The 21,205-nt window shown below is 68.2% G+C and carries 19 protein-coding genes and 3 pseudogenes; 12 read left to right on the top strand and 10 right to left on the bottom strand.

Annotated elements, in window-relative coordinates:
- Positions 1-2,566: S8 family peptidase (locus tag ABT085_RS25300; RefSeq protein ID WP_351612151.1), on the bottom strand; the 2,566-nt coding region annotated here is incomplete at its 3' end.
- 283 nt (positions 2,567-2,849) lie between these two features.
- On the opposite strand from ABT085_RS25300, the pseudogene ABT085_RS25295 reads away from it, so the two are divergent.
- Positions 2,850-3,235, top strand: a pseudogene (locus tag ABT085_RS25295) (transposase); the annotation flags it as partial.
- Here the strand turns inward: ABT085_RS25295 and ABT085_RS25290 are convergent.
- A complete protein-coding gene (locus ABT085_RS25290; protein ID WP_351612154.1) occupies positions 3,228-3,713 on the bottom strand; it encodes a hypothetical protein in 486 nt (161 codons plus the stop codon). The pseudogene ABT085_RS25295 and the gene ABT085_RS25290 overlap by 8 nt on opposite strands.
- 148 nt (positions 3,714-3,861) lie before the next feature.
- On the opposite strand from ABT085_RS25290, the gene ABT085_RS25285 reads away from it, so the two are divergent.
- Positions 3,862-5,976, top strand: a complete 2,115-nt coding sequence (locus ABT085_RS25285; protein ID WP_351612148.1) for a HEAT repeat domain-containing protein — start codon at positions 3,862-3,864, stop codon at positions 5,974-5,976.
- 101 nt (positions 5,977-6,077) lie between these two features.
- On the opposite strand, the gene ABT085_RS25280 is transcribed toward ABT085_RS25285, so the two are convergent.
- From ABT085_RS25280 to ABT085_RS25270, 3 genes are all read right to left on the bottom strand, one after another.
- A complete protein-coding gene (locus ABT085_RS25280; protein ID WP_351612146.1) occupies positions 6,078-7,358 on the bottom strand; it encodes an ATP-binding protein in 1,281 nt (426 codons plus the stop codon).
- Between the two features lie 514 nt (positions 7,359-7,872).
- Entirely contained in the window at positions 7,873-8,349 is a 477-nt protein-coding gene (locus ABT085_RS25275; RefSeq protein ID WP_351612144.1) for a DUF7919 family protein, read from the bottom strand.
- 274 nt (positions 8,350-8,623) lie between these two features.
- The gene (locus tag ABT085_RS25270) at positions 8,624-9,220 is read right to left on the bottom strand and encodes a TetR/AcrR family transcriptional regulator (RefSeq protein ID WP_351612141.1); all 597 of its coding nucleotides are present in this window, start codon (positions 9,218-9,220) and stop codon (positions 8,624-8,626) included.
- 89 nt (positions 9,221-9,309) lie between these two features.
- Between ABT085_RS25270 and ABT085_RS25265 the strand changes: the two genes are divergently transcribed.
- From ABT085_RS25265 to ABT085_RS25235, 7 genes and pseudogenes are all read left to right on the top strand, one after another.
- Complete coding sequence (locus ABT085_RS25265) at positions 9,310-10,062, top strand: SDR family oxidoreductase (protein WP_351612139.1); 753 nt, start codon at positions 9,310-9,312, stop codon at positions 10,060-10,062.
- Between the two features lie 251 nt (positions 10,063-10,313).
- Positions 10,314-10,514 (top strand): annotated as a pseudogene (locus ABT085_RS25260) (alpha/beta fold hydrolase); the annotation flags it as partial.
- 23 nt (positions 10,515-10,537) lie between these two features.
- Positions 10,538-10,696 (top strand): hypothetical protein, encoded by a 159-nt coding sequence (locus ABT085_RS25255; RefSeq protein ID WP_351612156.1) that lies wholly within the window; start codon positions 10,538-10,540, stop codon positions 10,694-10,696.
- 130 nt (positions 10,697-10,826) lie between these two features.
- Positions 10,827-12,317 carry an FAD-dependent monooxygenase gene (locus ABT085_RS25250; protein WP_351612136.1) on the top strand — a complete coding sequence of 497 codons (1,491 nt, stop codon included), beginning with the start codon at positions 10,827-10,829 and terminating at the stop codon, positions 12,315-12,317.
- A 484-nt stretch (positions 12,318-12,801) separates the two neighbouring features.
- Entirely contained in the window at positions 12,802-14,247 is a 1,446-nt protein-coding gene (locus tag ABT085_RS25245) for an aldehyde dehydrogenase family protein (RefSeq protein ID WP_351612133.1), read from the top strand.
- A 446-nt stretch (positions 14,248-14,693) separates the two neighbouring features.
- A complete protein-coding gene (locus ABT085_RS25240) occupies positions 14,694-15,692 on the top strand; it encodes an SLAC1 family transporter (protein ID WP_351612130.1) in 999 nt (332 codons plus the stop codon).
- 529 nt (positions 15,693-16,221) lie between these two features.
- The gene (locus ABT085_RS25235) at positions 16,222-16,569 is read left to right on the top strand and encodes a VOC family protein (protein ID WP_351612128.1); all 348 of its coding nucleotides are present in this window, start codon (positions 16,222-16,224) and stop codon (positions 16,567-16,569) included.
- A 441-nt stretch (positions 16,570-17,010) separates the two neighbouring features.
- Here ABT085_RS25235 and ABT085_RS25230 read toward each other — a convergent pair whose 3' ends face one another.
- A complete protein-coding gene (locus tag ABT085_RS25230) occupies positions 17,011-17,124 on the bottom strand; it encodes a helix-turn-helix domain-containing protein (protein ID WP_502982802.1) in 114 nt (37 codons plus the stop codon).
- 164 nt (positions 17,125-17,288) lie between these two features.
- Between ABT085_RS25230 and ABT085_RS25225 the strand changes: the two genes are divergently transcribed.
- Positions 17,289-17,597, top strand: a complete 309-nt coding sequence (locus ABT085_RS25225) for a hypothetical protein (protein WP_351612126.1) — start codon at positions 17,289-17,291, stop codon at positions 17,595-17,597.
- Positions 17,598-17,699: 102 nt separating this feature from the next.
- Here the strand turns inward: ABT085_RS25225 and ABT085_RS25220 are convergent.
- Positions 17,700-18,020 (bottom strand): annotated as a pseudogene (locus tag ABT085_RS25220) (YunG family protein); the annotation flags it as partial.
- Positions 18,017-18,580: an NUDIX hydrolase gene (locus tag ABT085_RS25215; RefSeq protein ID WP_351612123.1), complete on the bottom strand. Its 564-nt coding sequence runs from the start codon at positions 18,578-18,580 to the stop codon at positions 18,017-18,019. The pseudogene ABT085_RS25220 and the gene ABT085_RS25215, both read right to left, overlap by 4 nt.
- Before the next feature lie 102 nt (positions 18,581-18,682).
- Between ABT085_RS25215 and ABT085_RS25210 the strand changes: the two genes are divergently transcribed.
- Positions 18,683-18,856 carry a hypothetical protein gene (locus tag ABT085_RS25210; RefSeq protein ID WP_351612121.1) on the top strand — a complete coding sequence of 58 codons (174 nt, stop codon included), beginning with the start codon at positions 18,683-18,685 and terminating at the stop codon, positions 18,854-18,856.
- Between the two features lie 169 nt (positions 18,857-19,025).
- On the opposite strand, the gene ABT085_RS25205 is transcribed toward ABT085_RS25210, so the two are convergent.
- Positions 19,026-19,244, bottom strand: a complete 219-nt coding sequence (locus tag ABT085_RS25205) for a hypothetical protein (RefSeq protein WP_351612113.1) — start codon at positions 19,242-19,244, stop codon at positions 19,026-19,028.
- A gap of 210 nt (positions 19,245-19,454) precedes the next feature.
- Between ABT085_RS25205 and ABT085_RS25200 the strand changes: the two genes are divergently transcribed.
- Positions 19,455-20,213, top strand: coding sequence for a hypothetical protein (locus ABT085_RS25200; RefSeq protein ID WP_351612110.1), 759 nt, complete (start codon positions 19,455-19,457; stop codon positions 20,211-20,213).
- A 60-nt stretch (positions 20,214-20,273) separates the two neighbouring features.
- On the opposite strand, the gene ABT085_RS25195 is transcribed toward ABT085_RS25200, so the two are convergent.
- Positions 20,274-20,897 carry a hypothetical protein gene (locus ABT085_RS25195; protein ID WP_351612107.1) on the bottom strand — a complete coding sequence of 208 codons (624 nt, stop codon included), beginning with the start codon at positions 20,895-20,897 and terminating at the stop codon, positions 20,274-20,276.
- Between the last annotated feature and the right edge of the window lie 308 nt (positions 20,898-21,205).

Below are 21,205 nucleotides of genomic sequence, written 5' to 3'. Positions count from 1 at the left end.
TGACGACCAGCAGCAGCCGGGCGCCGGCGGCCGCGGCGGCCTCCGCCTGGGCCTTGATCCCTGCCGTGCCGGCGCCGCGCACCACGACGGCCTTGCCGCGCACGTTCTGCCGCGCGAGCTCCTCGGCCGTGCCGGTGCCGGCGAAGACCGCCGTCAGGTTCCGGGTACCGGCGGGCAGCGGCGTGGCAGCGCGCTTGACCAGCGGGTCGTTGAAGGTCGTCGACTTCGTGCCCACGGTCAGCGCGGGCTGCTCGAGGCGGAAGCGGGCGCCGGCCTCGAACTCGCCGTCGGTGACCTTCTTGCCGGTCGGGAGCGCCCAGATGCTGTCGTACGACGGGTCCGGCAGCATCGATGTCTCCACCAGGCTGTCGGTGAAGGACCGGTGGGCGTCCAGGCGCGGCGCGACGGCAGTGGTCTGCTGCGGCACGCGCGCCAGGATCCGGCGTGCGTTGCGGCCGTCCAGGGTGACGGTACGGTCCTGGTCCAGCTTCACGTCGTTGAAGGCGAGCAGCACCATGCCGCGCGAGTGCGGGCCTTCGGCGCCCTGCACGTCACCGGTGAGCCAGCCGCTGTAGCTGCCGACGGGCAGCCGCGCCGTGCCGGTGCCGGACGCGTCGAGGTCCATCACCGTGAAGAGGTGGTCGGCGGTCAGGACGACCCGGCCCTCCAGCGGCTTGCCCGAACGGTCCTTGGCGACCACGGTCAGGTTCTGCCGCTGGCCCTCGCGGGCCGCGCCGATCAGGGTCCGGGCGCGGACCGTCCCGGCGCCGTCCGTACCGGTGATCATGGCGCTGACCGACTGGTCGCCCGCCAGCTTGTCCAGAGCCGCTGTCAGGGTGACCGTGGAGGTGCCGTGCGCGGGCACGGTGACATGGTCCTCGGAGAGGCTGAACAACCCCGCCGGGACAGTGCCGTTGACCGCGAGGTCGAGGCTGACGGGGGCGTCGCCGACGTTGGTGTACGTCACCGTCTGGGCGTCGGTCTCCCCGGGCTTCGGGGGCCACGTGTGGAAGCCGGAGTAGGCGGTCGTGGTGGCGAAGAGTGTGGTGTGCACGGCCGCCGACGCGTCGAGCCGGCCGGCGCCCGCCTGGTACGGGGTGTACGCCGGAGTTGCCTTGGCACTGCTGACCAGCGCCTCCTTGAGCTGGGTGCCCGTCCAGTCGGGGTGCTCCGAGGCGAGGAGCGCGGCGGCACCGGCGACGTGCGGCGTCGCCATCGACGTACCGCTCATCGTGGTGTAGTAGCCGGAACCGCGCTTGTAGTGCGAGCGCGCCGCGACGATGTCGACGCCGGGCGCGGTGATCTCCGGCTTCAGCCCGCCGTCGCCGTCACGCGGGCCCTGGCTGGAGAAGTCGGCCAGCGTGTCGGTGGAGTCGACGGCGCCGACGGTCAGCGCGGAGTCCGCGGCACCGGGGCTGCTGATGGAGTGCGGGCCGCCGTTGCCCGCCGCGATCACGAACAACGCGCCGGTCTCGTGGCTGAGTTCGTCGACGGCCTGGCTCATCGGGTCGGTCTTGTCACCGCCGCCGCCCAGACTCATGCTGATGATCCTGGCCTTCTGGTCGCGGGCGGCCCACTCCATGCCCGCGATGATCCAGGATTCCTGGCCGCTGCCCTCGGAGTTGAGCACCTTGCCGACGGCCAGCCGGGCGCCGGAGGCGACACCCCGCTCCTTGCCGTCGGAGGCACTGCCCGTGCCGACGATGGTCGAGGCGACGTGCGTGCCGTGGCCGTTGTAGTCGGCGATGTCGTCCTCGCCGGGCACGAAGCTGGCGCTGTCGGACACCTGCCCGGCCAGGTCCGGGTGTTCGGTGTCCGCGCCGCTGTCGAGCATCGCGACCTTCACGCCCTGGCCGGTGTCGCCCTCCGCCCAGACCTTGTCCGCGCCGATCTGCGCGGTGGAGTCGGCCAGGTCGGCCTTCACCTTCCCGTCCAGCCACACCTTGGCTACGCCGCCCGCGAAGGACGGCTTCGAGGACCGGGCCGCCGCGCCGGAGCCCCCGGTGAGCGAGGACCAGAACTCCGGTGCCTGCTTGTGGTTCTGCGCGAGGGCCGCGCCCTGGATGCTGTCCAGACGGCGGACGTCGGTCGAGCCGGCCATCTTCGCCCGGGTGCGGGACTTGGCGGCGGCTCCGGTGTAGCGCACGATCAGCGGCAGCCGGGAGCTGTGCGCGTCGTCGTAGCCCTCGGCGATCAGCCGCGTCACGTTGAAGAGCTGCTTGTCGAGCTTGCCGGCGCTCACGTACGGCAGCGCGGAGTCGGGGTAGACGTAGGTGGCACCGTCCAGCACAGCACGGTGGAAGCCGGTGGTGGCTCCGCTCGCGGCCTGGAAGGAGCGCACGACGGTGCCGTCGGCGGCGGTCCCGATGGTGACCTTGTCACCCGTGATCAGGGTGACGGTGTGCGTGCCGGCATCGCCGGGGGCGTGGTGTCCGGCGTCGTTGTGCGACGCCTCACCGGCGGAGTACGCGGACACAGCGGCAGTCGCGGGTATGACGCCGAGTGTGAGCGCGGCCGCCACGGCGAGGGCGATCGGCCCGGGCCGGGGGATGGGAACCTTGGGCAAGGAAGACTCCTGATTCGCGGCGAAGAGCGAAAGATCACTGGATCCTCCGGCCTCCCCCACCGCCATTCAAGGGGTCGCACCTGTCGCTCTTGCGCCATGTCACTGTTACGCCGCGAGCAGACGGGGTAGTCGGCCACCGCGCGTCCGGGGGGACTGCGGCGGACCGCCCCATGAATTCGGCGCGTCGAGGAACGGAGCAACGGGCCTGCGGGGCATCCCGGTCGGCGGCTTGGCGCATGCCTCCGCCGGGGCGGACGCCAGGTGCGGCGGGCCCGCGCTCTTCCTGACGCCCATGCCGGGAGTCGGCGTCAGGACTGGACCGGAGCCAGGATTCTGATCGAGGTCGGCGACGGCAGCACCTTCCCGACCGCCGGCCACCTCGCCGCCTACACGGGTCTCGCCCCGGCGACCCGGAGCTCGGGCTCATCGATCCGCGGTGAACAGCCCTCCAGACGGGGAAACAAGCAGCTCAAACGTGCTTACTTCCTCTCCGCGTTCGCTGCCTTGGGCGACCCCGTGTCCTGGGCCTACTACGACAAGAAGATCGCCCAGGGCAAGCACCACACCCAGGCCCTGCTCCGCCTCGCCAGGCGCCGGGCCGACGTGCTGTTCGCGATGCTTCGTGACGGGACCTTCTACGAACCGCAGCCGTCGGCCTCAGTCACCTGACCTGCGGGTCTGCGAAGAGGACGACTCGATCGGCTTCGACGTCGAAGCCGATCACTGGATGGCCGTGGTCGCCCTCCGGGTCCATCAGCACCGGTTTGCCCAACCGCCGCCCGATCTCCCGAAGGAAGTCGCAGAGCACATCAAGTCGGTCCTGGCCCTGCAACTCCCGCAGGTCGACGTCGAAGTCGACTTCGTCGTCGGCATGGAAACGGAAGATCGCCAGCACATCGGCGGTCGGCCAGACCCGCAGGTCCGGGCACTCAGCATCCGCCGGGCGGGACAGCACGGCCTCCGCCCGGGGCACCGGAAGCACCGTCTCTCCCTCGGAGTACTGGTACTTCCAGCCCATTTCCGCGACAAGGTCGAGGACCGCCTGCCAGTCCTCCACCGAGGCATTCGGGACACGCACGTCCGGCAGCGACCCCATCAAGTCCAGGTCGAAGAAGTACTTCACGTCATCCCACAGCAGGTCACTCACCCCGCCATGCTGCCCGGACCGCCGACCCAACGCACCCCCGTTTCCCTTGACCAAAGACATAGGGGCACCCCCCAAGAACGCATGCGAATGGCGCGGCCGGTCAAGGCTCGGAGTCTCGATGTCAGTGCCGGCCGTCATAGTGCCATCCATGATCAACGAACTCGACAGCATCAACTGGTCGTCGATGAGCCATGCGTACGGGCCGGCCGACGACGTCCCCGTGTGGCTGAGGGAGATGGCCTCAGCCGATCCCGAGGTCCGCGACAAGGCCCTCAGCCACTTCTACAGCGCGGCTCACCACCAGGGCGACGTGTACCCGTGCACGGTGGCGAGCCTGCCGTTCCTGTTCGACATGGCCCAGGATGCCGCGACACCCGACCGTGCCTCGATCATCGAGCTCCTGGTCAGCATCGGACGCGAGTCCATGGACCGCGACGCCGACGCCGTCTACATCTCGCCGGACGGTACGGAGTCGACAGCCCACGTAGACAGCGTGGCACTGATGCGCGAAAGCGCCGACCTCTTCGTCCGCCACGCAGCGGACCCGGAACCGTCCGTACGCCGGGCGGCGATCGAGGGCCTCGGCCTCTTCCTCGACGACGGCGACCGCGCGGTGGAGATACTGTGCGGCCGCCTGCCGGCCGAGAGCGGGATGGTGGAACGGCTGCTGGTCGTCCGGACGATGGCTGACCTCGCGCTCCGGTTGCCCGCCGCGCACGCCGCCGCCAGGGCCTGGCTCGACACCCTGGCCGACGATCCGACGTCGTCCCCCGACATCCGGCTCGCCGCGCTCGTCCACCGGGCCCGCTGCGCCCCGCAGGACATCGGATGCGATGCCGTACCGACGGCGATCGAGCTCCTGCGCCGGCTCACGGCACCCGCACCGGAGAACGTGCCCGGCAACGAGGCGTGCCGGTCGGGTTCCGGGGATTGCGCGTGCACGGCAGCCACCGAACAACCGGCGGCGCAGAATGTCCCGCCGCAGGTGGCCGCTGCCTTCGAGGACCTCGAACGGCACAACCGTGTCCACGCGCCGACCACATCCCTGCTCCGCACCTTCCACACGTCGCTCGGTTCCCGCGTGCCCGAACGCACGACCCTGCTCACCGCGCAGCTCCGCAGCCCGGACCCCGCCACCCGCTACGACGCGATCCGCATGGCCCAGGATCTGATCCTGGCTTGGCGCGGTGACCACCGCGAACTCGTCATGGCTGTCGCGCACTGCCTCCTCCCCGAGGATCCATACACCGCCGCCGCGGCGGCCGAGTGCCTCGGATCGTTGGCGCCTGTCGCCGAGCCCGCCCGCGAAACCCTCGCCTCCTACGTGGCCGAACACCGCGCGGCGCATGGCCCGGACGTGTGGGCAACGCCGAAACCGCTCCTGCGTCGCGCCCACCAGGAAGCCGTGCGGGCATTGGCACACCTGGGTGACCCGCGGGCCCTGCCCGGCCTGCTGACGGCCCTCGACAGCGATGTCGACGCCTGGCGTGCCGTGCAGGTCGCCGGTTACATGCGCCCGGCCGCCGGTGAACTCGTACCGCGCCTGACCCGGCGTCTCGCCGACGTCGACTTCTCCCAGCAGTGGACCGAGATGAGCGCCCGCGCCCTGGTGTCCGCCCTGACCGAACTGCGGGCCCCGGCAGCCGTCCCCGCGATCACGGACGCAGTCACCGCCGCAGTCCGTCATGAGGAGTGGCGGATCGCCGCGTCCGCCCTCAACGCTCTCGCCTCCTTCGGTATCGCGGCCGAATGCGCCTTGGAGGTGGTCCGCCCTCTGGCCGACGCGCAGGACGTCGATCTCCGCATGGCTGCCACGGCCGCTCTGTGGGAACTCGAAGGCGACCCGGAGAACGTGGTGCCGCGGCTCCACGACCTGCTCGACACCTATCGCCATCATGAGGCGGCCGACGTTCTCGCTCGGATCGGTCCGCCCGCCGCGACAGTGCTTCCGCAACTCCGGCAGATGCTGATCGCCGACTACGAGTGGACCCGGGTCCACGCCGCAGCCGCGCTGTGGGACATCGGCGGTGATGCCGAGACCTCTGCCGTCGTCCAGACACTGCTCGGAGCCTGGGAGCACAATGAAGCGACCTCCAACCACGTCCTGGCCTGCCTGAACCGCATGGGCCACGCCGCCGCACCGGCCCTTCCCCTCATCCGAAAGGAACTCGCACTGCCCCGCCGCAGCGGCCGCTTCAGAAGCACCGAGAACGACGAAGACCTGCAGGACACCTGCCGCGCCATCGTGGCTCGCCTCGCCTGACCCACGCACGCCGCCGGCAGACCGGCCCCGTGACGGCAGGCAACCCCAAGCCGCGAGGCAGCCGGCGCGGAGACGGGACGGCGAGCCAGGCTGGGTACGCGTCAGGTTCGGATGTGGTGCTCGATGTCCTCGTGGAAGTCGTGCAGGGCCTGCTCCGTGAGGGTGGGACGGGTGTCGGCGATCGCTGCGAGGAAGTCGTCGGTGGCGGCCGGGGTCCCGGTGCGGTGACTGATCTCGTGTTCGAAGGCGTGTTGGGCGCCCTTGCGCGCGGCGTATTCGATGTCGGCGGGGGTGAACATCTCGCTGGCGGCGACCAGCTGGTCGATCTCGATCACCGGGGCGGTGGGGCCGAGGTAGCGGCGCCAGATCGCCTCGCGGGCGGCCGTGTCGGGCGGGCCGACCGGGATGATGTAGTCGAACCTGCCGGGGCGCAGGAATGCCGGGTCCAGGGTGCGCAGGGAGTTGGTGGCGCAGACGAGCAGCCGGTTGTCGTGGTCGCGGAACGCGGGGATGAGTTTGAGGAGCTCGTTGGTGACGCCGTGTCCGGGGTCGACGGCGTGGCCGGAGCGGGCGGCTGCGATCTCCTCGACCTCGTCGATGAACAACAGGACGCTGTCCAGCTCGGCCAGGTCCGCGAACACGTCGCGCAGCGAAGCGGCCAGTCCTGCGTCGGAGTCGGCGGCCAGACGTGAGGGGAAGAGTTCCACGAACGGCCAGCCCAGGCGGGAGGCGATCGCCTTGGCGAAGGTGGTCTTGCCGGTGCCCGGCGGCCCGAACAAGATGACGGCTTTCGGGGGACGGACCCCGTAACGCTCGGCGACCTCCGGCTCGGCGAGTGGCAGAACGATGCGCTTGTCGATGGTGTCCTTGGCCTCGAACATGCCGGCCAGCTGCTCCCACAGGCCGCGTGGCAGGACCCGGCCGCCGAGTTGGGCCAGCAGTCCCGCATCCTGCGCCCCTGCATGCTCCAGCTTCTCGTAGTAGACCAGACCGTCCAGGCGGCGGTAACCGGAGTTCTCCAATGCAGTGGTCCCGGTCGAACCCGGGGTCAGGACCGCGCTGATCCGGCGCACCCCGCGCTCGCGCAGCCGCTGCTCGACCTGGGCGATCAGCGCACTGCCCAGTCCGCGGTTTCGCCACGCACCCGACAGGGCCGTGATCAAGATCCATCCGCGCTCGCCCTCAGCGCGGGCCACAGCCATGCCGACCAGCTCTCCCTCCACCACGGCAACCACAGCCGCCTGGCCCGCACGGGCAGCTGCCACGACCTCGGACACCGGGAACACGGCCAAGGACAGATCAGCCTGCCGGCCCTGGTCCCACAACCGGATCGCCTGGTCCAGGTCGTCATCATGGAAATCCCTCAACCGCCACACCGGCATGACCGCCTCCTCGTCCTGTAACCATGGTGTGCCTGTCACCGGCCAGAACGGGCCATTGCGGACTCCACGAGCGGCAACAGCCACTCATTCGATGGCGCACTGCGAGACGATGCCCGATCCAGGGCAAAGCGCTGCACGACTCGGAAGTGAGGCCCTCCTCGACGGGCAGCAGCAGCCTGCCCGCGCCCGTCGCGAGAAGGTGCGCAGCCGCAATGCGCGGCCCGCCGCCACCGGGAGCCGTGCCTGCGGACACGGCAGGTCGAGGGGTGCCGGTCGTCGCCGGAGCAGCCTCACCGAAACCGGTGGCCCCGCTTCCCTCACCACACCGCTGCGATCACCCAGCGCGCCGGTCGTCGAAGCCGCTCGGCTTCTTCGCCCTCGTACCGGGGTTGCGCCGCATGTGCCGGCAGAGCGTGCAGTATCCCCCGGATGCCTTCGCCACTGCCTCCTCCCCCACACCCCGGGCAGCCAACCGCCGTCCGGGCCATGGCAACCGGCAAGGCAGCGCCCCTCTCTACTCCAGCATGCGTTCCGCGCCATCTGGGACCCAGGGGAAGGGGACATCAGGCCACCGTGTGGCAGCCCACGCGTCGACATCGACGGAGAGAACAGCGTCGATGAAGGCCTGCGGCGGACAGTAGTCGTGGGCGGTGATGTAGTGCGTGATCAGGAACGGAGCAGCATAGGCAATCCCGGGCTCGCCCGGGATCCTTACCTCTCCATTCCCCTCCGGAGCCACTCCCTCAGGACACAGGTCGCACTTGTGTACCCCCAGGCAGACGTTCATCCACTGGACCTGTTGAACAGCCTTCAGCTTCTCCACGAACGCTGCAGGGACCGCTCCTGTCGAGTGCCGTCTACCGGCCTCCAGCCACCCGATGTTCAGGCGGGTGTATTCCGGGCGGTACCGAAGTCCGTAGAAGCCTGACTCCCTGTCGATGAACGAATCATCATCCAAGTAGGCGTACTCGCTGAGATCGTCATAGAACATCCGCACATCATCGCTGCGCTACTGAGACGAGGCGGCGCAATTCCACGACCCATCGGAAACGTCCTGGCGAAGCCACTGCGCCGGTAGCGATCTGCATGCTCACTACCCACAGTGTTCCTGGTGCCGACGGACTCCCGATCGACCTCGTGCGCGTCAGTGAAAAAGTTCGTCCTGTCCGGTGGACGACGGCCCACTTGCCTTGCATGGCGGGAAGAGCCGTACTGACCCCAGACACGGATGCCGATGGCCCTGACTGCGTGACCCGGCGGGGCCGTCAGCCCGTGGGGCGGGGCAGTACGGCGAGGGCGGTGCGGGCTATGTCCGTCAGCGTCTCCTCGTTCGCTCCGGCCTTGCCCAGTGCTTCGATACCGCGCAGTACGGCGAGCACCAGCGCGGCCAGCGCCCCGGGGTCCGCGTCCGCGGCGAGGTCGCCGTTGCGCTGGCAGGCGGCGATGTCGTCCTCCAGCAGCGTGCGCAGTGCCTCGATGGCCGTATGCGCCCGCTCGGCCACCGTCTTGTCGTGTTCAGTCAGCTCGGCGGCACCCTTGGCCAGGAGGCATCCGCGCTGGGCGGTATCTGCGGCGGTAGCCGCGGCCACCGCGTGGACGTAAGCGGACAGCCGCGCGTACGCGTTCTCGTCGTCACCGCGCAGCTGCTGGGCGGTGGCGTCGACGATCGCGCGGCAGTACTCGTCGAACACGCGGTGGAACAGCTCCTGCTTCCCGCCGAACGCGCCGTACAGGCTGCCCTTGCCGAGGCCCGTCGCCGCGGCGATGTCGTCCATGCGCGTGGCGGCGAACCCGCCCGCCCAGAACTGCTCCCGGGCGGTGTCCAGCACCTGCTGCTCGTCGAATTTCCGAGGTCGTGCCATGGTCCGAGCCTACACTTATTTGACTCGTTCGTCCATAACGGTTAGCGTTGTGGACGAACGAGTCAAAAACCATCGAGGAGAGACACGTCATGACGGAAGTACTCGCAGGCAAAGTCGCAGTGGTCACCGGGGCGAACAGCGGCATCGGACTGGCCACAGCGCAGCGCTTCGCTGCCGAGGGCGCCCACGTGATCATCACCGGCCGGCGTCAGGATGCGCTGGACGCGGCAGCGGCCGAGATCGGCTCGAACGTCACCGCTGTCCGCGGAGACGTAGCGAATCCGGCCGACCTCGACCGGCTCTTCGCGGTCGTCGCCGAGCAGGGACGCCGCATCGACGTGCTCTTCGCGAACGCGGGCGGCGGGGAATTCGCAACCCTGGAGGAGGTGACGGAGCAGCACTTCGATGACACGTTCAACACCAACGTCCGGGGGACGCTGTTCACCGTGCAGAAGGCACTGCCACTCCTCAACGACGGCGCCTCGGTGATCCTGACCGGTTCCACCGCCGCCACCACCGGCGGCGAGGCGTTCGGCGTCTACGCCGCCTCGAAGGCCGCCGTCCGCTCCTTCTCCCGCACCTGGGCCAACGAGCTGCGCGGCCGTGGCATCCGCGTCAACACCCTGGTGCCCGGACCGATCAAGACCCCGGGAATCACCGGCCTGGCACCCAACGAGGAGGAGGCCAAGTCGCTCCACGCCTTCTTCGCGCAGCAGGTTCCCCTCGGCCGCATGGGCGAGCCCGCCGAAGCAGCCGCGGCAGCACTCTTCCTCGCGTCCGACCAGAGCAGCTTCGTCACCGGGACCGAGCTCTACGTCGACGGTGGCCTGAACCAGATCTGAGTAATTCTCCGTCCTCGAACGGTGCGCCGGTGAAGTCGCAGAGGTGCCCGGCTCTGTCCGTCCTGCAGCCGGGGCCGATACCTGGGAATTCGCGGCGCGCCGATCCGGTGCCTCTCAGGTAGCGTTTGTTTCGACGTGCACCATCCGATCGTATTCCCGATGGGAATCAGCCGCCGAGGGAAATCCGTCCGCCGCGGGTCAGACCGGATTTCCCGGTGACGCTGGGAAGGAACCGCGCCGTGCCTTTCATCATGGCCGAAGACGGAACTGAGATCCTCTACAAGGACTGGGGGTCGGGTCAGCCGATCGTGTTCAGCCACGGCTGACCTCTGACCGCCGACGCGTGGGACCCACAGCTGAGCTTCGTGGCGGACAGCGGATTCCGTGCCATCGCCCACGACCGACGTGGGAGCCGACGTTCGGGGCAGCCCTGGAAGGGCAACGACCTCGACAGGAGCCGACCGCCCGCAACTGCATGGAGCACGGCTTCCACGTCACCACGTTCACCGATGCGACCGCGGCAGTCGGGGGCCGGGACGCCTACGACGCGAGGATTTCGCGGTATCCGTCCATCTCACACGCGACGCTCACGGTCGACGAGATCCTCACCGCCACGCGCGCACCGGCGACCTGAGGGTCCTTACCGGGAGCACGCAGTGAGGACCGTCGAACGGCGCGCTTGACCGGCGGACCTCGCTCATCCGTCAAGACCGCCGAGGCGGCCCTACATATGAATTTCATGTCGATCGATGCGGAGGACGCACATGGGCACGGGCAAAGACGTGCTGATCGTGGGGGCAGGCCCCGCAGGACTGATGCTGGCGGGCGATCTGGCCGAGGCAGGGATCGCCTGTACCGTGGTGGAGCGCCGCGAAGGAGAGTCGAAGCTCACCAGGGCGTTCGCCGTGCACGCCCGGACGATGGAGCAACTCGACGCCCGTGGAATCGCCGACGACTTGCTCAAGACCGGGCTTCGCAATCCGGTCCTGCAGTTCTTGCAGATCGACCTGTCGCGGCTGCCGACCCGGTACCCGCACGTGCTGGTGACACCGCAGTACAACACCGAGCGGCTGCTCCGCTCCCGCGCCCTCGCCCACGGGGTGGACATCAGGAGCGGCTGCGAGGCGACCGGTCTGCGGCAGGACTCCACGGGCGTCGACGTCGAGGTACGCGCCGCGGACGGCACGGTGCAAACCCTGCGCGCTGCCTACGTGGTGGGCGCCGACGGCCGAAACAGCAAGGTGCGTGAGTCCCTGGGCCTGCCCTTTCCCGGCCGGTCCGCGGTTCGGTCGATGATGCTTGCCGACGTACGCCTGGCCGAGCCGCCGAGGAAACCTCCCACCGTCGGTGCGGTAGGGGACGCCTTCGCCATCGTCGTCCCCTTCGGCGACGGCTGGTTCCGCGTCATGGCCTGGAACCGTCGCCACGACATGCCTGACAACACGCCCGTCGATCTGGACGAGATCCGCACAGTCGCCCAGCGGGCGCTCGGGAACGACTTCGGCATGCGGGACGCACGCTGGCTCTCCCGGTTCCACAGCGATGAACGCCAGTGCCCCCGTTACCGCGTAGGCCGGGTGTTTCTCGTCGGCGACGCCGCGCACGTGCACTCACCTGCCGGCGGGATGGGCCTCAACACCAGCATCCAGGACTCGGTCAACCTCAGCTGGAAACTGGCGGCCGTCCTGCGCGGCCGGGCTTCGGACGCCCTGCTCGACACCTATCAGGCCGAGCGGCATCCGGTGGGCCGCCGGGTACTTCGGATGAGCGGCGCACTCCTGCGCGGGGTACTGACGACACCAAAGGCGATGTGCGGATTCCGCGACCTCTTCGCCCGCACCGTGCTGCGCATCCCGCCCCTGGCCCAGAGGGCGGCCCGGGCGATTTCCGGTATCGACATCGCCTACGCCGCTCCGAGCGGCGCGCCCCCGCTTGTCGGCAAGCGCGTTCCCGACCTGCCGCTGACCGACGGAAGGCGGCTGTACGAGGCCCTGCGCACCCGACGCTTCGTGCTCGTCACCGCCGCAGATGCGCCGCTCCCCGCCGAGGTGACCGAAAGCTGGGCCGCCGAGGTCGAGTTCGTGTCCGCGCCAGGCCTGACAAGAAAAGCCGTACTGGTCAGGCCGGACGCATACATCGCATGGGCCACCTCCGAGGGGCACCCCGAACGCCGGGCCGAGGACGTCCGACGGGCCCTGACGGACTGGTGTGGTGCAGGCGCTCCCGCCCATCAGGGCACCCCTGCTTTCCGATAGGCCGACTCCTGACAGGCGCAACGTGGCCGCCGACGGCCCGGACACCGGATCCGATGCCCCGGCTGCGACGCAACAGCCTCTCACCGCCACGCCGCGCCCCACCGGGCCCCGGCGTCGTCATAGGTGTGCGCTGGTCCGGACGCCACGCCATCACCCGGACGGCATCTCGTGCCGGCTCCGGCCGAGGCATCTGATGCGAGCCCGCGCAAAGGGCCTTCCCTCAAGACGTGCTCGTGCGCTCCGCCGACGGCAGTACCAGTGCCCGACAAGCTGTTCCTGACGGCGGTAGCCACGGACCGCACGTCCAGAGTGCCCGGTCAACAAGTCGGCCAAGCAGACGCAACCTGGAACCTCTTCATGCCAAACAGGAGTGCGCCATCCGTTCACTCTGACAAGCCGAACAAGCCATTGCACCTGGGCACACCCCTACGGTGAATGAACCGCCATTCGAAATCCCCCATCACGAAAGTGCCGAAGCTTACCTATGACTTCTGTCCATTCCTTCTGGCTCGCAGGACGCCCGGCCGAAGGCGACAGCACCCTCGATGTGACTTCTCCGTGGGACAGCCGCCTGGTCGGAACGGTCTCCGTGCCGACCGACGCACAGGTTGAAGAGGCTGTCGCCGCCGCCTACGCGGTGCAGGACGAATTTGCCGCCTCTCCGGCGCACCTTCGGGCCGCCGCCCTGCACCATGTGGCCAAGCGCCTTGCTGAGCGGACCGAGGAGATAGCGCAACTGATCTCTGCCGAGAACGGCAAGCCGATCAAGTGGGCACGCAGCGAGGTCGGCCGGGCCGTCTCCGTGTTCCGCTTCGCTTCTGAAGAGGCCCGCCGCTTCAACAGCGGCGACGCCCAGCGCCTGGACACCGATGCAGGCGGCCGGGGGCGCCTCGCCCTGACCCGCCGCTTTCCCAAGGGCGTGGTTCTCGGCATCACCCCGTTCAACTTCCCGCTGAACCAGGGCGCCCACAAGGTGGCCCCCGCCATCGCCGCCGGTGTGCCGATCATCCTCAAGCCCGCTCCGAACACTCCTCTTTCCGGGCTGCTCCTCGGCGAGGTGCTGGCCGAGACCGACCTGCCGGCCGGCTCGTGGTCGATCCTGCCGGTCGACAACGACCGTATGCCCGCCCTCGTCCAGGACGAGCGCCTGCCCGTGATCTCCTTCACCGGCTCCGAGAAGGTCGGCTACGCCATCATGGACTCGGTCCCCCGCAAGCACTGCACCCTGGAACTGGGCGGCAACGGCGCGGCGGTCGTGCTCGCCGACTGGGCGAGCGACGAGGACCTGGACTGGGCCGCGACCCGGATCGCCACCTTCTCCAACTACCAGGGCGGCCAGTCCTGTATCTCCGTGCAGCGGGTGATCGTGGACGCGTCCGTGTACGACCGGCTGCTGCCGCGCATCGTCGCCGCCGTCGAGGCCCAGGTGACCGGTGACCCGTCGGATGCCGCCACCGACGTCGGCCCGCTCGTCAGCGAAGGAGCCGCCGTGCGTGTCGAGTCGTGGGTCGACGAGGCAGTGACGTCAGGCGCCGAACTCCATACCGGCGGCACACGCGAAGGCGCGTCGTACGCACCCACCGTGCTCACCAGCGTCCCGACGGACACCACCCTCGCCTGCGAGGAAGTGTTCGGCCCGGTCCTGACCGTGACGAAGGTGGACGGCGAGGCGGAAGCGTTCGCCGCAGTCAACGATTCCAAATACGGCCTCCACGCGGGCGTGTTCACCCGCGACGTGCAGGCCGCATTCCGTGCGCACCGCGCGCTCGAGGTCGGCGGCGTGATCATCGGTGACGTGCCGTCCTACCGCGCCGACCAGATGCCCTACGGCGGCGCCAAGCAGTCGGGCGTAGGCCGCGAGGGCGTGAAGTTCGCGATGGACGACTACACCTACGAGCGCGTCCTGGTTCTGACCGACCTCGAACTCTGACGAGTTGGTGCGTGACAGCAGGCAAGCGGGCCTTGGAGGCCTGAACGCCACCAACTCGTCTTCGTCGAGCGCCTTGCGGCAACGCCCGTTCACCGGCGGCACGGCCTCCCGCACGCTGCGGTGCGTCCTCGCTGTGCCGTTCGGTGTCGCCCGCTCCACCATCAACCGCACCGTCCACGAAGTCGGAGAGCTTCCCGACCGGGGCTGAACGCCTCACAGAACCAATTGTGTACGACCAGCCTCCAACCGGCATCCCGCAGAGCGTTGGCTTCTGCCTTTCGCAAATGCCCCGAGCTGCACCGCACTGCGCGAGCGGTGCAGCTCGTGTCGATGCAGACTCGATAGAACCAACGGATTCGGGGACGAGACTCTCCGGCGGCGAACGCGTCGTGGGGGCCGTCCTCGCCCGGCCGGGTCCCGTACCACGGACGCCAGCGAAGCCCGACATGATCCTGGGAACCAGAGGTTCGGATATGGCCGCGCCGCGCATACCTCTCGCCTTCTTCGGAATATCTCTGGGCCTCGCCGGCCTGGCCGGCACCTGGCTCACAGCAGCCCATGAAGGCCATGTGCCGATTGACGTGGGCCGTGCCCTGGTCGCGCTCGCTGCGGCCGTCTGGTGCGTGACGCTTCTGCTGTACCTGCGATACGCAGCGTCTGTCCGGGGAGCCTTCGTGGCCGACATGCTGGACAGCGTCGGGAGCCCGTTCGGCTCACTGGCGGTCATCACGCCGATGCTCCTCGCAGCGCAGGGAATAGCCCCGTACGCCCCCGACGCCGGCCGCATAGTGGTGGACGTCCTCATCGTCCTGACGCTGCTCTCAGCCGGCTGGTACACCGGGCAATGGATATACGGCCCGCTCGAGCTGGACCAGCTTCACCCAGGCTACTTTCTGCCCGCCACCGGCGGTGGTCTCGTTGCCGCCTTCAGTGCTGTGCAGGTCGGGCAGGAGCGCGTGGCCGAAGTCATGTTCGGCCTGGGCATCATCTCGTGGGTCGTCCTGGGCTCCATGATCCTGGCCCGGCTCTTCTTCCGGCCTCCGATGCCGCCGGGCCTCACGCCGACGCTCGCCATCGAGGTAGTACCCGCCTCCATGGCAAGCGTCGCCTGCTTCGCCCTCAACCACGACCGTATCGACCGGCTCGCGGCTGTGCTCGCCGGCTACTGCCTGCTGATGATCCTCGCCCAGGTACGGCTGCTCCCCCTGTTTCTCCGCCTGAAGTTCACACCTGGCTTCTGGGCTTTCACCTTCTCCTGGACGACGGTGGCAACCACCGGACTCCACTGGACCAGCACCGGCCACCCTCCCGGCGAACTTGTTCTCTCCTACCTCGTCCTGGCTGCCGCGACCGCACTCGTGGGAGCCATCGCGATACGGACGCTAGTGGCCATGGCACGTCACCAGTTCTTCCCCTCGGCGGCGCCACTGCCTCCCTCTGCGTAGGTGCTGCCTGCCGGATCAGCGGAGGAGGGCCTGGGTCTGCGTGGCCTGGTCGCGACCGGTCGGAGTGTCCGCGGACGTCCGGGAGACGTGGGCCGAGCCCGCCCCCGTGCGCGGCCGTGAAGTAGCCGAGTCAGACGGAGTCTCCCCTGATCTGCGCCAGGCATCATCGCGCAAGCGGTGCCCCGGGGTGGCCCTGACGGTGACCTGCGCGACAGCATCCGCCCATTCTTGACCCGATCGTCCATATGTGTTTTGCTGATCGTACGACCGAGGGCATATGCCCCGGTATGCGGCCCCTGCATCGCTGGATCCGGCAAGCGCCGACCAGGCTGCAGCCCACGCGAATGGCCTCGCGTACATGACCACACATGCGGTCGTCGCGGGCACACCAGAGCCCTACTGGAACCGACGCGAACGTCACTCAGGGATTCAAGACTTTCACCGTCGGTGATCAGATCTGCCGCCGCACGCCAAAAGCGCACCGGCGGTACTGCCGTCCAGAACCGTAAGCAGAAAAGGGAGTACCACTATGAGCAGCAACATCCACGCAATGGTCGCGAACATTGAGGTAGAAAACCTTGAGGACGCGATCCCTCTGTACCAGGAATTGACCGGAGAGACGGAAGTCCGCCGGTTCCCGTACCGTGATCTTGAGCTGGCACTCGTTGGGCCCTTCCTGCTCTACTCCGGGCCGCTCGAGAACTACGTCTCGCAGAACGGGACCGTCATCGTCGGCTCCCTGGCGCCCGTTCTCGAAGCCCTCAACAAGGCGGGCGCCGAGATCCTCGAAGCGCCCAACGAAGTCCCCAACGGCACCCGGATCGTCGCTCGCCACCCGGACGGCTCCGTCTTCGAGTACATGCAGCTTCGCGCCTGAACCTCCGCGCCCAGCGCCACTGCGGTGCTCTGAGGCCGGCAGCGGACCCGACTCAGAGCACCGGCCGTGATCCTCATCGGACTTCCAGCGGCAGCCGTCCTGAGCCGCAGGGTCACCAGCGGCGGACCGCGGGAGACCCGCCTGCCCGTTTGGTTCGTGGGCGCGCCAGCTCTGCTCACTCTGGGCGACCGGCTGATCTACCGGGGCACCTGAAGACTCCGTACTTCGGGCAGATCCGGCGCGCCGTCATCGCCGCCTGCCGCTTCGCCGAGAGGGGCCGCATCGGGGCTGCGGCAGCCAGTCGCGGGGAGAGGGGGACTTGCGCGATCCGTGGCCGCGCCCGTAGACCCGCAGCAGCGACGCGCTGGTGTTCACCACGCGCCAGCTGGAGGCCTTCGGACTGGCCGTCGTCGAGGCCCAGGCCCATGGACTGCCCGTCCTCTACGGCGACCTTCCCGTCCTGGGCTCGTCCACCAGCCCGTCCGGGCGGGCAGCCAGGAACCGGCGACGCCACTTGCGGACCGTGTCCAGCGTGATCCACAACTCCCGCGCCACCACAGCAATCGGCCGCACATCAGCAACGGTCGCGCCCGATTCAGATGGAGTGACGAACCGTTCGATGATGCCTGAGCCCGCCAGGCCTGGGGGAAATTGCGTGACCACAGCCACTGGGGAATCACGCCGTCGTCGACATCGGGAAGTCGTACACCGCCGCTGAGTTGAGGTGCTGGCCTAAAGTCCTGAGGCGGTTCGAACGACGGGTCCAGGCGCTGCAGCAGGCCGGCGAGATTCCCGACCCCCGCGAAGCCCGGATCACCCGCCTCAAGGCGGAGAATGCCAAGCTCAGGGAGCGACTGGCCAAGTCGGAACAGATGATCGACGAGCTCGCGGACTTCCGCACCCGGGCCCTGGCCCGGCTCGCCCCACAGCACGAGGAGATCGTTCGGCTCCGTGATGCCGCCGCCGAGGCCAGCCGGGTCAACCGCCTTCCCGCACCACGAACCACCGTGATCGGGCCGTGCAGTTGAAGCACGATCTCCGCGGGTCAGGCAGGCTCGGGGAGGTGACCCGAGGTGCTCGATGAGGCGCTCGCGCAGAAGGAGATACTCCTGCCAGCGCCGAGGAAGAGGCCCAGGTGGACGTTTGACGACCCGGGCTGCGGTGACGGTCTGACCATCACGGAACTGCTCGTGCGTCAGGTCGAGGTCCACTCCGCTGGGCAACCGATTCCACCAGTGAAATCCGTGCTGTTCCCCGCCGCAGTGGACCTCTCCGACCATGAGGTCGCCACCGAAGATGTCGTTCACTATCAAAGCGGTGATGTCACAGTGACCCCACGCCGGGTTGCCGGGCTGCCAGCCGGCGCGGGCGAGGTCGTCCGGGGAACAGGTGTCAGCGGCCCAACTGGCCCGCAGAGCCTTGTCGATGACCAGCAGGTTCCAAGGGATCACTCCGACAGCATCGCGGTCGCCACTGACATCGGCGGATCGCCGGGGAGACGCCTCTCTTGAGTTGCCGGCCCGGACTCGGACTGCAGGTATCGGTCCAGAGCTTTCCGTCCTCCCGGAACGAAGAGTCGTTGGTCGACGACCTGGCACAATTCGGCCTCTGTCAGCCAGCCCTGCCAGGCGATCTCGCCCGGGTCCGGGATCAGGGGTTCAGTCACGACAGCCTCATGCACCCCGAACCACACGGGGCCGATCCCCTCCCGGCAAAGGAACTTGAACATGAAGCGCACAGGCACACGAACGCCCAGCTCTTCGGACAGCTCCCGGGCCGCGGCTTCCTCGTACGACTCACCCACGTTCACGGCGCCACCCACCATCACGTCGTAGTAGCCAGGGAACCGGGAATGCGTTTCGGACCGTCGCAGCACCAAGATCCGTCCTGCCCGATCACGACAGATCGTCGTCGCGATGCGATGCGGCCAGTGCTGACGCTCCGCTTCGCCTCGTTCGACGACTCCCAACACGCGGTCCTGCTCATCTACATGCTCCACCAATTCGCTCACGGAGGCACGATCTCAGTCCCCACTGACAGCGAGGCTCCGGGAACACGAAAGAGAGTGACCTGCATCACGGGAGGTCCTGCGGAATACAACACAGCCGCCATCATGAACGGCCTGCCACCGCACATCGCTCAGGTGATCTGCGGGCATAGGAGTCTCGCTACGACGATGGGCTACAAGGCGGTCTACCCGGCCGAGACCATCGAGATCGACAGGCGGTCCCAGAAGGCCGCCATCAGCCTCGGTATGCCTACGACCAGGAAGGGGGACCTTGGGTAGCGACGAATATCGAGAAGAACCAGGACGCAATTTGAGCGCGTGGACACTCGACCAACTGCAACTGACGTGATTCAAAGTGGAGTTCAGAGAAGCCGAGTGCAACCAGTTCAAAGGAGCGGTCGAAAGGACGAAGACGGCATCGTGATCGAAGCCGAACGGCGGCCGGAGATCAAAACGGAACCGACAGGCCGGCGTCGCGCAGCCGGGCCAGAGCGACGGACATGCACTGACGTACAGTCCTCCCGTCAGCTCGCATCCCATTCGCCAACGGGCCGCCGCTGGCGGCGAACGTCCACGCCGGCGCGTTGTCAGCCAGTCTCTCGGCGTCCATCCTGATCACGGCGTTCACGCCCTGCTCGCCCAGCCACTCCAGGATCAGGAGAGTCACGTCCTCGACGCCGCGTTCCTCATCGATCTTCGGCCAACGGCCTCGGTTCCCAGTCATCACCCCGACTCTATCGAGACCCTTGAGGGGTAGCCGAGGGTGATGTTGATGAGGTGACGTGACCGCGCTGGTCTCTGATGGGGTGTCGGTTCCGTCGGTCCAGCGTGATGTCCGAAGGGATGTGCGCGGTCGTAATCGATGTCGTCTGCTTGGATGTTCGAGATGACGACGAGTTCACCTGTCCCCCGCGCGGACGACGCCGATTCCGACCGCCTGAGGGCCCTGCTGGAGCGTGCCGCCACGGGTCGGGACAGTCAGGCTTGGAGCGACCTTTGGACGGAGCTCTACCACAACGGCTCTCTGGAGGTCGCCGATCCGCTGGTGCTGCACACGCTGGCCGACATCGCGCAGGGCGACCATGCCGACACGGCAGCTTCGGCCCTCCACCTGGCCGGCGCGCTTCTCGTCCAGTCCGACCAGCGACACGAGACCCGGAACCTGCGCCACCGGTACGCACCTGAAGTCGCACGCCTGCTGGGCGCCGCACACAGGTGGCGACAGGTCACCGTCGACCGGAATGACTACTGCCATCTGGTCGAGGCGGTCCTGAACCTGGAGGGCGACATCCACTGGGCGGAAGACTTGATCTGGGGCATCGTCAGCGAGGAATACGAGCTCGAGTGCCCAGACCCCGACGGGTGCGCGTCGCTGTGGGTGATTCTCGGAGAACGGGGCTTCTTCAGTACGACGGAGGACTACGCCCTCTCCGACGACGACGTCGAGACCCTTCCTCTCCAACCGGCCGATCCCCGCACCCTGGAGGGTCTCGGTCGGCGCCTTTACGACCTTGCCCGGGCCGACGGCCATGAGGAGATCGCGCACGCGTTGACCTATGCCTTCGGCGAGGCGACCTGCCCGGAGTGTGAGCAGCGCTTCTCCGTCGTCGGGCAGATCGCCGCCTGTTCCGGCTGACATCGGTGCAGTCCCGCCCGGTCGGTCCGGGTGAGAGTCCCTTGCGGGTCCGCTGCAACCTCAGTGGGCACTCACTTCCCCGTCGGCCAGCGTCGGCACTTCATGCTCAGGGAACAGCCCGCTGCTTCGCATCGCCTCGGCGGCTCGTGGGTCCATCAGGAGGACGAGTCCTTCGTTCCCGCCCACGTAGAGGGTGTGAGCACGCAGCGCGCTACGCCCGGCGGCGGCGAGCAGCTGGTTGACGACGGCCAGGGGGCGGACGGTCGACAACGCCCAGGGATCCCCGTCCTTCCAGTCCTCGGGCCTCAGTACCACGCAACGGATCCCGTTGATCGAGACCGTGTAGTCGTCGGCGTCCCGGATCGTCTCGACCTTCAGCACCACGCCGTAGCGCGCCAGGGCAGGTGCCAGCGCTCGCAGGAACGTCTCGACCCCGCCCTCGGCCAGTTCCTCGCCGTCCGCGAAGAACTCGATCTGCTCGAGAAGAAACTCGAAATGCAGCGGATAGCAGCCGGTCGCGACCTCGGTCATCGCGCACTCGCGCAGCTCTGCCGACAGGTGATCCCACAACCCGTAGCGGTTCAGCGCTTCGGCCATCACGCGATGACGCTCATCACCCCGCCACGGATCACCGCCCGAATCTCTGGGCCGAAATCGTTCGGTCGCCTTGCCGTCAGACGTCATGGGTCGACCGTACAGCGGTGATTGCTTGTACGTTCCGTTCGTACTGACACCATCCGAAAACCATCGCCGCCGCGCCGCGACGGCGCTCCTGTCTGCTTGGCTCCAACCGCGTTGACCAGGGATGACATGCCGCATGCGTTGGCGTGCGAACCAGCAAACGATAGGGGCAGGCCCACTAGTGTGATGCGCCAGAAATCCTGAGGGTTAGTTCTGCTCTGTTTTCTGGCCGGTGGTTCCGACCTTGGTGAGGTAGTCGGCGAGGGAGTTGAGGATCTCGTCGGCTGTCTTGGTCCAGGTGAAGGGCCTCG

It is taken from the genome of Streptomyces sp. NPDC002265, from assembly GCF_040296125.1.
Lineage (GTDB): Bacteria > Actinomycetota > Actinomycetes > Streptomycetales > Streptomycetaceae > Streptomyces.
The sequence above is the reverse complement of the archived record's forward strand: the minus strand, read 5'-3'. Positions and strand labels throughout refer to the sequence as shown.

What these genes read in the sequence shown, in the direction of transcription:
- ABT085_RS25285 (WP_351612148.1), top strand. Translation starts at nt 3,862, where the DNA reads ATGATCAACGAACTCGACAGCATCAACTGGTCGTCGATGAGCCATGCG.
- ABT085_RS25280 (WP_351612146.1), bottom strand. Translation starts at nt 7,358, where the DNA reads ATGCCGGTGTGGCGGTTGAGGGATTTCCATGATGACGACCTGGACCAG.
- ABT085_RS25275 (WP_351612144.1), bottom strand. Translation starts at nt 8,349, where the DNA reads ATGTTCTATGACGATCTCAGCGAGTACGCCTACTTGGATGATGATTCG.
- ABT085_RS25270 (WP_351612141.1), bottom strand. Translation starts at nt 9,220, where the DNA reads ATGGCACGACCTCGGAAATTCGACGAGCAGCAGGTGCTGGACACCGCC.
- ABT085_RS25265 (WP_351612139.1), top strand. Translation starts at nt 9,310, where the DNA reads ATGACGGAAGTACTCGCAGGCAAAGTCGCAGTGGTCACCGGGGCGAAC.
- ABT085_RS25255 (WP_351612156.1), top strand. Translation starts at nt 10,538, where the DNA reads ATGGAGCACGGCTTCCACGTCACCACGTTCACCGATGCGACCGCGGCA.
- ABT085_RS25250 (WP_351612136.1), top strand. Translation starts at nt 10,827, where the DNA reads ATGGGCACGGGCAAAGACGTGCTGATCGTGGGGGCAGGCCCCGCAGGA.
- ABT085_RS25245 (WP_351612133.1), top strand. Translation starts at nt 12,802, where the DNA reads ATGACTTCTGTCCATTCCTTCTGGCTCGCAGGACGCCCGGCCGAAGGC.
- ABT085_RS25240 (WP_351612130.1), top strand. Translation starts at nt 14,694, where the DNA reads ATGATCCTGGGAACCAGAGGTTCGGATATGGCCGCGCCGCGCATACCT.
- ABT085_RS25235 (WP_351612128.1), top strand. Translation starts at nt 16,222, where the DNA reads ATGAGCAGCAACATCCACGCAATGGTCGCGAACATTGAGGTAGAAAAC.
- ABT085_RS25210 (WP_351612121.1), top strand. Translation starts at nt 18,683, where the DNA reads ATGAACGGCCTGCCACCGCACATCGCTCAGGTGATCTGCGGGCATAGG.
- ABT085_RS25200 (WP_351612110.1), top strand. Translation starts at nt 19,455, where the DNA reads ATGTTCGAGATGACGACGAGTTCACCTGTCCCCCGCGCGGACGACGCC.
- ABT085_RS25195 (WP_351612107.1), bottom strand. Translation starts at nt 20,897, where the DNA reads ATGACGTCTGACGGCAAGGCGACCGAACGATTTCGGCCCAGAGATTCG.